This is a genomic window from Burkholderia sp. Ac-20392, from assembly GCF_017104585.1.
In the GTDB taxonomy this organism is placed as follows: Bacteria; Pseudomonadota; Gammaproteobacteria; order Burkholderiales; family Burkholderiaceae; genus Burkholderia; species Burkholderia lata.
In genome coordinates this window covers 1-9,997 of the sequence record NZ_JAAGPB010000327.1, presented here as the reverse complement: position 1 = coordinate 9,997, position 9,997 = coordinate 1, and the positions used below count along the sequence as shown (strand labels likewise).

Annotated in this window: 9 protein-coding genes and 1 pseudogene; 6 read left to right on the top strand and 4 right to left on the bottom strand. The window is 67.5% G+C overall.

Annotated features, from left to right (window positions below; all coding sequences use genetic code 11):
* Positions 1-359: LysR substrate-binding domain-containing protein (locus G3N99_RS27625; RefSeq protein ID WP_241011877.1), on the top strand; the 359-nt coding region annotated here is incomplete at its 5' end.
* Positions 360-453: 94 nt separating this feature from the next.
* Here G3N99_RS27625 and G3N99_RS27620 read toward each other — a convergent pair.
* The 3 genes from G3N99_RS27620 to G3N99_RS27610 are packed head-to-tail and all read right to left on the bottom strand — an operon-like array spanning position 454 to position 3,390.
* On the bottom strand, positions 454-1,908 hold the full coding sequence (locus tag G3N99_RS27620; protein ID WP_206123979.1) for an NAD(P)(+) transhydrogenase (Re/Si-specific) subunit beta: 1,455 nt from the start codon (positions 1,906-1,908) through the stop codon (positions 454-456).
* Positions 1,905-2,231: an NAD(P) transhydrogenase subunit alpha gene (locus G3N99_RS27615; RefSeq protein WP_206123978.1), complete on the bottom strand. Its 327-nt coding sequence runs from the start codon at positions 2,229-2,231 to the stop codon at positions 1,905-1,907. Before G3N99_RS27615 ends, G3N99_RS27620 begins: the two co-directional genes overlap by 4 nt.
* Before the next feature lie 19 nt (positions 2,232-2,250).
* Positions 2,251-3,390, bottom strand: coding sequence for a Re/Si-specific NAD(P)(+) transhydrogenase subunit alpha (locus G3N99_RS27610; RefSeq protein WP_206123977.1), 1,140 nt, complete (start codon positions 3,388-3,390; stop codon positions 2,251-2,253).
* A gap of 274 nt (positions 3,391-3,664) precedes the next feature.
* Here G3N99_RS27610 and G3N99_RS27605 point away from each other — a divergent pair, with 274 nt between their 5' ends.
* The 3 genes from G3N99_RS27605 (at position 3,665) to G3N99_RS27595 (ending at position 7,351) form a co-directional block, all read left to right on the top strand.
* Positions 3,665-4,174, top strand: coding sequence for an NUDIX hydrolase (locus G3N99_RS27605; protein ID WP_041492741.1), 510 nt, complete (start codon positions 3,665-3,667; stop codon positions 4,172-4,174).
* Positions 4,171-5,331, top strand: a complete 1,161-nt coding sequence (mnmA, locus tag G3N99_RS27600) for a tRNA 2-thiouridine(34) synthase MnmA (RefSeq protein ID WP_174939210.1) — start codon at positions 4,171-4,173, stop codon at positions 5,329-5,331. The genes G3N99_RS27605 and mnmA overlap by 4 nt, the downstream gene beginning before the upstream one ends.
* A gap of 400 nt (positions 5,332-5,731) precedes the next feature.
* Entirely contained in the window at positions 5,732-7,351 is a 1,620-nt protein-coding gene (locus tag G3N99_RS27595; protein WP_174939208.1) for an FMN-binding glutamate synthase family protein, read from the top strand.
* Positions 7,352-7,462: 111 nt separating this feature from the next.
* Here G3N99_RS27595 and G3N99_RS27590 read toward each other — a convergent pair whose 3' ends face one another.
* Entirely contained in the window at positions 7,463-8,077 is a 615-nt protein-coding gene (locus tag G3N99_RS27590; protein ID WP_174939206.1) for a glutathione S-transferase N-terminal domain-containing protein, read from the bottom strand.
* A gap of 184 nt (positions 8,078-8,261) precedes the next feature.
* Between G3N99_RS27590 and G3N99_RS27585 the strand changes: the two genes are divergently transcribed.
* Both G3N99_RS27585 and G3N99_RS27580 read left to right on the top strand, forming a co-directional pair.
* A complete protein-coding gene (locus tag G3N99_RS27585; RefSeq protein WP_174984011.1) occupies positions 8,262-9,647 on the top strand; it encodes an aminopeptidase P N-terminal domain-containing protein in 1,386 nt (461 codons plus the stop codon).
* Between the two features lie 40 nt (positions 9,648-9,687).
* Positions 9,688-9,997 (top strand): annotated as a pseudogene (locus G3N99_RS27580) (2-octaprenyl-6-methoxyphenyl hydroxylase); the annotation flags it as partial.

Below are 9,997 nucleotides of genomic sequence, written 5' to 3'. Positions count from 1 at the left end.
TCTCTCCCCTACCGAAGCTCTTCCGATCGGACCACCTGGTCGTGTCGTCGGGCGGCGTGATCGGGATCGTCGACGAGGCGCTGGCCACGCTCGGCCACAAGCGGCGCGTCGCGGCGTCGACCACGCATTTCGCCGCGTTGCCGTACCTGCTCGCCGGCTCCGACGCGGTGGCGACGATTCCCGCGCACGCCGCACGCACGATCGCGCAATCCACCCCGCTGCGCGCGCTCGCCTGCCCGGTCGACTTGCCGCACTATCCGGTGGAAATCGGCTGGCGCACGAGCACGCAGCGCGACCCGGCGATCGTGCGCGTACGCGACACGATCGCCGCGTGCGTCGCGAGCCTCGTCGCACCATGAACAAGGCCGGCCGGCTTGCGCCGGTCGGGCCCGTCCGCTGTCCGGTCACGTTGCCCGTGAATCGAAGCAGGCAGCCGCGTGGCCCGCGCGTGCCTCATTCGACCGACTTCACCATGTCCTCGATGACCTTCTTCGCATCGCCGAACACCATCATCGTCTTGTCCATGTAGAACAGGTCGTTGTCGAGCCCCGCGTAGCCGGCCGCCATCGAGCGCTTGTTGACGATCACCGTGCGCGCCTTGTACGCCTCGATGATCGGCATCCCCGCGATCGGCGAGGCTGGATCGTTCTTCGCGGCCGGGTTCACGACATCGTTCGCGCCGAGCACGAGCACCACGTCGACCTGGCCGAATTCGCCGTTGATGTCCTCCATCTCGTGCACGATCTCGTACGGCACCTCCGCTTCCGCGAGCAGCACGTTCATGTGCCCCGGCATCCGCCCCGCGACCGGATGGATCGCGTACTTCACGTCGATGCCCTTCTCGACCAGCTTGTCGGTCAACTCCTTCAGCGCGTGCTGCGCACGGGCCACGGCCAGCCCGTAGCCGGGCACGATCACGACCGTTTCCGCGTTGCCGAGCATGAACGACGCGTCTTCGGCCGAGCCCGACTTCACCGGCCGCTGCTCCTTCGCCCCCGCCGCACCACCCACCGCCGCCTCGCCGCCGAAGCCGCCGAGGATCACGTTGAAGAACGAGCGGTTCATCGCGTGGCACATGATGTACGACAGGATCGCGCCCGACGAGCCGACCAGCGACCCTGCGATGATCAGCATCGCGTTGTTCAGCGAGAAGCCGATGCCGGCCGCCGCCCACCCCGAGTACGAATTCAGCATCGACACGACCACCGGCATGTCCGCGCCGCCGATCGGGATGATGATCAGCACGCCGAGCGCGAACGCGATCGCCGTCATGACGATGAACGGCAGCCACGACTGCGTGATGAAGAACAGGATGCCGAAGCCGAGCATCGCGAGCGCGAGCATCAGGTTGAGCAGGTGCTGGCCCGCATACACGACCGGCGCGCCCTGGAACAACCGGAACCGGTACTTGCCCGACAGCTTGCCGAACGCGATCACCGACCCGGAGAACGTGATCGCGCCGACGACCGTGCCGATGAACAGCTCGACGCGGTTGCCGTACGGGATGAAGTTCGACGACACCGCGTCCTGCGGCACGAGCCCGAACGCTTCCGGCTCCGACACCACCGCATACGCGATGCACACGGCCGCGAGACCAATCAGCGAGTGCATCGCCGCGACGAGCTCCGGCATCTTCGTCATCTCGACGCGCGCGGCGACGAACGCCCCCACGCCGCCGCCGACGATCAGCGCGCCGAGCACCAGTGCGATGCCGAGCGGCAGGTTCGCGCCAAGCCACTCGGCCTGCTTGACGATCAGCGCGATCGTCGTGAGGATCGCGATGGCCATCCCGGCCATCCCGAACAGGTTGCCGCGCCGCGCGCTCTTCGGGTTCGACAGGCCTTTCAGCGCCTGGATGAAGCACACCGATGCGACGAGGTACAGCAGCGTGACAACGTTCATGCTCATCGCGCGCCCTCCTTGCCGCCCCCGCCCGGCCGGGGCGCCTTCTTGCGGAACATCTCGAGCATGCGCCTCGTCACGAGGAAGCCGCCGAACACGTTGACGGCTGCGAGCGCAACCGCGAGCGTGCCGAAGATCTTGCCGGTCGCGCCGACGGTGAGCGCCGCCGCCAGCATCGCGCCGACGATGACGATCGCCGAGATCGCGTTGGTCACGGCCATCAGCGGCGTATGCAGCGCCGGCGTGACGTTCCACACCACGTGGTAGCCGACGTACACCGCCAGCACGAAGATGATCACGTTGATCACCGTGTGATTGCTGACTTCCATGGCCGCCTCCTGTCCCCGGTTACTTGCGTGCGACTTCGCCGTCGCGGCACAGGAGCGTCGCGACGACGATGTCGTCGGTCAGGTCGATGTTCAGCGTGCCGTCCTTCGTGACGATCAGCTTCATGAAGTCGAGCAGGTTGCGCGCATACAGCGCCGACGCATCCGCTGCGACCATCGACGCGAGATTCGTGTAGCCGGCGATCGTCACGCCGTCGTGCACGATCACCTGGTCGGCGACCGTCAGCGGGCAGTTGCCGCTCTTGCGCCCATCGAATTCCGGGCCGCGGCCGGCCGCGAGATCGACGAGCACCGAGCCCGGCTTCATCGACTGCACGGTTTCGACCGAGATCAGGGTCGGCGCCGGGCGCCCGGGAATCAGCGCGGTGGTGATCACGATGTCGGCCTGCTTCGCACGCTCGTGCACGAGCGCGGCCTGGCGGCCGAGCCACGACGGCGGCATCGGGCGCGCATAGCCGCCCACGCCCTGCGCCGCGTCGCGCTCTTCGTCGGTTTCGTATGGAACGTCGAGGAATTTCGCGCCGAGCGACTCGATCTGCTCCTTCACGGCCGGCCGCACGTCGGACGCCTCGATCACCGCGCCGAGGCGCTTCGCGGTCGCGATCGCCTGCAGGCCCGCGACGCCCGCGCCGAGAATCAGCACGCGCGCGGCCTTCACGGTGCCCGCGGCCGTCATCAGCATCGGAAAGAAGCGCGGATACAGCGCCGCGGCCACCAGCACGGCCTTGTAGCCTGCGATGTTCGCCTGCGACGACAGCACGTCGAGACTCTGCGCACGCGTCGTGCGCGGCGCGGCTTCAAGCGCGAAGGCCGTCACGCCGGCCGCGGCGAGCTGCGCCGCCTGTTCGCCGTTGAACGGGTCGAGCATGCCGACCAGCACGGCGCCGCGCTTGAGCAATGGCAGTTCGGCGTCGGCGGGCGCCTGGACCTTCAGCACGATGTCGACGTCGAAAGCGGCCGACTGGTCGGTCAGCTCGGCACCGGCCGCCGCATAGGCTTCGTCGGGATAACTCGCGGCGATGCCGGCCCCTTTCGCGATACTGACGCGATGCCCGGCCGCCGCGTATTTCCTGACGGTTTCCGGCGTCGCGGCCACACGCGCCTCGTTCGCCCGCGTTTCCGCAGGCACGCCAATATGCATCGTCGGTCCCTCCAGGCATTGCCGGTATTTCGCTTCTTGCGATTTCCGCTGCGCAACGAGCCGGCAGGCTGACTACCGGCTCACGAGCGACGGCACGCACTTTCCACTTTAGGCGAAAGCGATGGCCGTACCAGCCGGCTCCGCACGATCGTGCGAGAGGCGCGCCAGCCCGGCGGGGTCGCCGTGGATCGGCAGGACAGACGAATTGAAAGGGTCTGATTCGTTTAGCGCAACGACCGGCAGCGTTCGGGCGCAACCGGTAAAATGCCGAACCATGAAACCCGAAATCTGGACCCCGCATGTGACGGTCGCCGCGCTCGTCGAGCACGCCGGCCGCTTTCTCATGATCGAGGAAGAAACCTCGTCGGGCCTGCGCATCAACCAGCCGGCAGGCCATCTCGAAGCCGGCGAAACGCTGGCCGACGCCGTGATCCGAGAGACGCTCGAGGAAACCGCGCACCCGTTCACACCCGACGCGCTCGTCGGCGTCTATCTCGCGCACTACGACCGCCCCGGCACCGCCGGCGCGACCTACCTGCGCTTCACGTTCTGCGGCACCGCCGGCGAGCCGGTCGCGGGCCATGCGCTCGACGACGGCATCGTCCGCACGCTGTGGATGACCGCCGACGAGTTGCGCGCGTGCGGCGAGCGCCATCGCTCGCCCGCGGTGATGCGCTGCGTCGACGATTACCTCGCCGGGCGGCGCATTCCGCTCGATTTCGTGCACACGCATTCGGTCGCGCCGCGCCCCGAAGCATTCGAACGTCAGGCGGTCAACAAATGAGCAAGCGCCGTGTAGTGGTGGGCATGTCGGGCGGCGTCGATTCGTCGGTGACCGCGTGGCTGCTGAAGGAGCAGGGTTACGACGTGGTCGGCCTGTTCATGAAGAACTGGGAAGACGACGACGACGGCGAATACTGCTCGACGCGTCAGGACTGGATCGACGTCGTGTCGGTGGCCGACCTGATCGGCATCGACGTGGAAGCCGTCAACTTCGCGGCCGAATACAAGGATCGTGTATTCGCCGAATTCCTGCGCGAATACTCGGCCGGCCGCACGCCGAACCCCGACGTGCTGTGCAACGCCGAGATCAAGTTCAAGGCGTTCCTCGACCACGCGATGTCGCTCGACGCGGAAATGATCGCGACCGGCCACTATGCGCGCGTGCGCGAGCGCGACGGGCGGTTCGAACTGCTGAAGGCTTTCGATCATACGAAAGACCAGTCGTACTTCCTGCACCGGCTGAACCAGGCGCAACTGTCGAAGACGATGTTCCCGCTCGGCGAGATCCCGAAGACGCAGGTGCGCGAGATCGCCGCGCAGATCGGGCTGCCGAACGCGAAGAAGAAGGATTCGACCGGCATCTGCTTCATCGGCGAACGGCCGTTCCGCGACTTCCTGAACCGCTATCTGCCGACGAAACCCGGCCCGATGAAGACGCCGGACGGCAAGGTCGTCGGCGAGCACATCGGCCTCGCGTTCTACACGTTCGGCCAGCGCAAGGGCATCGGCCTCGGCGGCAGCAAGAGCGGCAACGGCGATCCGTGGTTCGTCGCCGCGAAGGACATCGCGTCGAACACGCTGTACGTCGTGCAGGGCCACGATCATCCGTGGCTGCTGGCGCGCGAGCTGGTCGCCGGCAACGTGAGCTGGGTCGCCGGCGAGCCGCCGGCCGAAGGCTTCGCGTGCGGCGCGAAGACCCGCTACCGGCAGGCCGACGCGGCGTGCGCATTCGGCGCCGCGACGCCCGGCCCGGCAGGCGAAGCACGCTTCTCGCTCGCGTTCGACGACGCGCAGTGGGCCGTCACGCCCGGCCAGTCGGCCGTGCTGTACGACGGCGAAATCTGCCTCGGCGGCGGGATCATCGAATCCGCGGCCGCCGGCCAGCCCGGTCAGGCCGCGCCCGCAGGCCACGCGCAGGCGCTCGCCGAAGCACGCTGACACATATTCGGTTTAGACTTGCGGCACGCCGCGCCCGGCGGAACACGATTCCGCTGCGGCCGGCACGCCGCCGCGCAGCGCACGCATGGCGGTATTTCAAGATGCAGGGTCTATTCATGTATGGAACGCGCATGCGTTGCCACGAGAAGGGCCGCTCGCGAGGCGCGCGACGCCGCGAATACTGACGTATTCGCAAGGAGCGCAACGCGGCGAGCGGCCCTTCTCGTGGCAACCCCAAATTTACAAATTCATTCCACGGGAATGCCCGAAATCGCCCGCATGGCGGCGTCGTTCGTCTCTTGTTTGGCTCGGCCAAACGGCGCTCCTCACTCCTTGCCCTGCGAGCGATTTCGGGCATTCGCATGTGCGTTCCATACATGAATAGACCCTAGGAGTCCCCATGCTTTCACGACGCTATCTGGCGATGTGGTGTGCCGTCCTGCTGCTCGTCGCCGCGGCCGCGCTCGCCTCGATCCACGCGCTTTCCTGGTTCTGGATCATCATCCCCGTCGCCCTCGTCGCCCTCGGCCTGTACGACCTGAAGCAGGACCGCCACGCGATCCTGCGCAACTACCCGCTCTGGGGCCACTTCCGCTTCCTGTTCGAATTCATCCGACCTGAAATCCGCCAGTATTTCGTCGAGGACGACACCGACGAAAAGCCGTTCTCGCGTGCGCAGCGCAGCCTCGTCTACCAGCGCGCGAAGAACGTCGCCGATAACCGTCCGTACGGCACCGAGCTGAACGTGAAGGCCGTCGCGCACGAATGGATCAGCCACTCGCTCGCGCCGACGAAGCTGCCGAACCACGATTTCCGCGTCCGCGTCGGCGCGAACCGCGCGCAACCGTACGAGATTTCGATCTTCAACATCTCGGCGATGAGCTTCGGCTCGCTGTCCGCGAACGCGATCCGCTCGCTGAACCTCGGCGCGAAGAAAGGCGGTTTCGCGCACGACACGGGCGAAGGCTCGCTGTCGAAGTACCACCGCGAAAACGGCGGCGACATCATCTGGGAAATCGCGTCCGGCTACTTCGGCTGCCGCAACGACGACGGCACCTTCAACCCCGACAAGTTCGCGAAGCAGGCCGCCGATCCGCAGGTCAAGATGATCGAGGTGAAGCTGTCGCAGGGCGCGAAGCCCGGCCACGGCGGCGTGCTGCCGGCCGCGAAGATCACGCCGGAAATCGCCGAGACGCGCGGCGTGCCGATGGGCAAGGACTGCATCTCGCCCGCGACGCACTCGGAGTTCTCGACGCCGCGCGGGCTGCTCGAATTCGTCGAGCGGCTGCGTACGCTGTCGGGCGGCAAGCCGACCGGCTTCAAGCTGTGCGTCGGCCATCCGTGGGAATTCTTCGGGATCGCGAAGGCGATGCTCGAGACCGGCATCGTGCCGGACTTCATCGTCGTCGACGGCGCGGAAGGCGGCACGGGCGCAGCGCCGCTCGAGTTTACCGACCACGTCGGCGTGCCGCTGCAGGAAGGGCTGCTGCTCGTGCACAACACGCTCGTCGGGATCGGCGTGCGCGATCGCGTGAAGATCGGCGCGAGCGGCAAGATCATCACCGCGTTCGACGTCGCCCGCACGCTCGCGATCGGCGCGGACTGGGTGAACTCGGCGCGCGGCTTCATGTTCGCGGTCGGCTGCATCCAGGCGCAGACCTGCCACACGGGCCGCTGCCCGACCGGCGTCGCGACGCAAGACCCGGTGCGCCAGCGCGCGCTCGTCGTGCCCGACAAGGCCGACCGCGTGTACAACTTCCACCGCAATACGCTGCACGCGCTGCAGGAGCTCGTGCAGGCAGCCGGCCTCGCGCATCCGTCGGAGCTGCGCGCACATCACATCGTGCAACGCATCGCACCGCACGAAGTCCGGCTGATGTCGCAGTTGCTGAAGTACCTGAAGCCCGGCGCGCTGCTCGACGGCAACACCTGCGGCTTCACGCTGTACGACAAGTGGTGGCCGATTTCGCGCAGCGATTCGTTCACGCTCGGCGAAGCCGTGTACGCATCGATCGAATGACGCGAACGACCGCCCCCGCCACGGGGCGGCCCGGCAAAAAGAAAAGCGCCCCGCGGGGCGCTTTTCTTTCGTCTGCCGAATCCGTGAACGCGTGAATGCGTCGCGTGCGGCTCAGTTCTGCGGCAGCGTATCGGTGAACGACGACCGCTGCAGCAGCTTCACGAAATGCTTGTCGAGATTCGGGTGGCGATCGCGCCAGTTGAGCTCGGGCATCCGGAAGTCGAGATAGCCGAGCGCGCAGCCGAGGGCGATGTCGGCGAGCGTGTAATGATTACCGACGCACCATGTCTTGCCGCCGAGGCCCTGCGACATCGCGACGAGACCGTCGTCGATCTTGCGTTGCTGGCGCGCGATCCAGCTCGCGCTGCGCTGCGCCTCGTCGCGCATCGTATGTTCGACGCGAATCGCGACCGCCGCGTCGATCACGCCGTCGCCGAGCGCTTCCCAGCACCGCACCTCGAGGCGCTCGCGGCCCGACGGCGGAATCAGCTTGCCGACCGGCGACAGCGTGTCGACGTATTCGCAGATCACGCGGGAATCGAACACCGCGGCACCATCCTCCATCACGAGGCACGGGACCTTGCCGAGCGGATTCGATGCATGAATATCCGTCTCCGGCGCCCACACGTTCTCGAGCTCCAGCTTGTAGTCGATCTTCTTTTCAGCCAGCACGATCCGCGCCTTGCGGACGTACGGGCTGCTGAGCGAACCGATTAATTTCATCATCTGCCTTTTTAAGGGAACCGCCGAGAGTATACGTTGTCGCCGATCATAACCGGCCAGCGTCGCACGATAGAAAATCGCCCGGAGGGCCTGTGGATGGTTTGCAACAACCGCCGCGCGGGCCTTCCAGGGCGGCTTCCCGCCCCCTCTCTCACGCGCGGCGTCCCGCGGCGCTACAATCGCACGAATGAACGCGCCCCTCGATACCGCCATCGCCGTCGACGTCTACCGCCAGCGCCGTGAACGCGTGCTTGCCGCACTGCGTGCCGCCGGCGGCGGCGTCGCCATCGTCCCCACCGCGCCCGAAGTGCCGCGCAACCGCGATACGGACTATCCGTACCGGTTCGACAGCTACTTCCACTACCTGACGGGCTTCAGCGAGCCGGATGCCGTGCTCGTGCTGAACGCGGCCGCGCCGCACGGCGCGCCGGAATCGATCCTGTTCTGCCGCGGCAAGAATGTCGACCGCGAGATCTGGGAAGGCTTCCACTACGGGCCCGAAGCCGCGCGCGACGCGTTCGGCTTCGATGCGGCGTTCGCGGTCGACGTGATCGATACCGAGATGCCGCGCCTGCTCGCCGACGCGGGCACCGTGCACTACCGGTTCGGCGCATCGGCCGACTTCGATCGCCAGCTCGCGGGCTGGATCGACGCGGTGCGCGCGCTGGCGCGCTCGGGCGTCGCCGCGCCGGACGCGATGCTCGACCTCACGCCGCTGCTCGACGACATGCGGCTCGTGAAGGACGAGCACGAGCTCGCGACCATGATGCGCGCCGCGCACATCTCCGCGCTCGCGCACCGCCGCGCGATGCAGGCGTGCCGCCCCGGTATCCGCGAATACGAACTCGAGGCCGAACTGCTGTACGTATTCCGCAAGCACGGTGCGCAGTCGCCCGCGTACGGCTCGATCGTCGCGGCCGGCGCGAACGCGTGCGTGCTGCACTACCCGGCCGGCAACGCCACCGCGAAAGATGGCGACCTGATCCTGATCGACGCCGCGTGCGAGCTCGACGGCTACGCGTCGGACATCACGCGCACGTTCCCGGCCAACGGGCGCTTCTCGCCCGCGCAACGCACGCTGTACGACATCGTGCTCGCCGCGCAGCAGGCCGCAATCGACGCGACGCGCGCCGGCGTGCCGTTCGAGGCGCCGCACGACGCCGCCGTGCGCGTGCTCGCGCAGGGGCTGCTCGACACCGGCATCATCCCGAAGACACGCTTCTCGAACGTCGACGACGTGATCGCCGAGCGCGCCTACGCGCGCTTCTACATGCACCGCACCGGCCACTGGATCGGCATGGACGTGCACGATTGCGGCGACTACCGCGAGCGGCTCGCCGAGCGTGACGGCAACGGCGTGCTGCCGTGGCGCACGCTGAAAGCCGGCATGACGCTGACGATCGAGCCCGGCCTGTACGTGCGCGCCGCCGACGACGTGCCGCCCGAGTACTGGAACATCGGCATCCGCATCGAGGACGACGCGATCGTGCGCGAGCACGGCTGCGAACTGATCACGCGCGGCGTGCCCGTCGCGGCGGACGAGATCGAAGCGCTGATGCGTGCAGGCGCATGACCGGCTGCCGCCGACCGTTACCACCGTTTCCCGAATCAAGATGACGACCGCTTCCTCCCCGGCCACGCCGGACTACGACCTCGCCATCGTCGGCGCGGGCCCCGTCGGGCTCGCGCTCGCCGGCTGGCTCGCACGCCGCAGCGCCACGCAGCATGCATCGATCGCACTGATCGATGCACGCGAACCGGCCGCGAGCGCGAACGATCCGCGCGCGATCGCCGTGTCGCACGGCAGCCGCGTGCTGCTCGACACGCTCGCGTGGCCCGCCGACGCGACGCCGATCGAACACATCCACGTCTCGCAGCGCGGCCATTTCGGCCGCACGCTGATCGACCGCGACGAGCACGACA

Excerpts from the sequence above, each read along its gene's own strand:
- G3N99_RS27610 (WP_206123977.1), bottom strand. The coding sequence starts at position 3,390 with ATGCATATTGGCGTGCCTGCGGAAACGCGGGCGAACGAGGCGCGTGTG.
- G3N99_RS27590 (WP_174939206.1), bottom strand. The coding sequence starts at position 8,077 with ATGATGAAATTAATCGGTTCGCTCAGCAGCCCGTACGTCCGCAAGGCG.
- G3N99_RS27605 (WP_041492741.1), top strand. The coding sequence starts at position 3,665 with ATGAAACCCGAAATCTGGACCCCGCATGTGACGGTCGCCGCGCTCGTC.
- G3N99_RS27620 (WP_206123979.1), bottom strand. The coding sequence starts at position 1,908 with ATGAGCATGAACGTTGTCACGCTGCTGTACCTCGTCGCATCGGTGTGC.
- mnmA (WP_174939210.1), top strand. The coding sequence starts at position 4,171 with ATGAGCAAGCGCCGTGTAGTGGTGGGCATGTCGGGCGGCGTCGATTCG.
- G3N99_RS27595 (WP_174939208.1), top strand. The coding sequence starts at position 5,732 with ATGCTTTCACGACGCTATCTGGCGATGTGGTGTGCCGTCCTGCTGCTC.
- G3N99_RS27615 (WP_206123978.1), bottom strand. The coding sequence starts at position 2,231 with ATGGAAGTCAGCAATCACACGGTGATCAACGTGATCATCTTCGTGCTG.
- G3N99_RS27585 (WP_174984011.1), top strand. The coding sequence starts at position 8,262 with ATGAACGCGCCCCTCGATACCGCCATCGCCGTCGACGTCTACCGCCAG.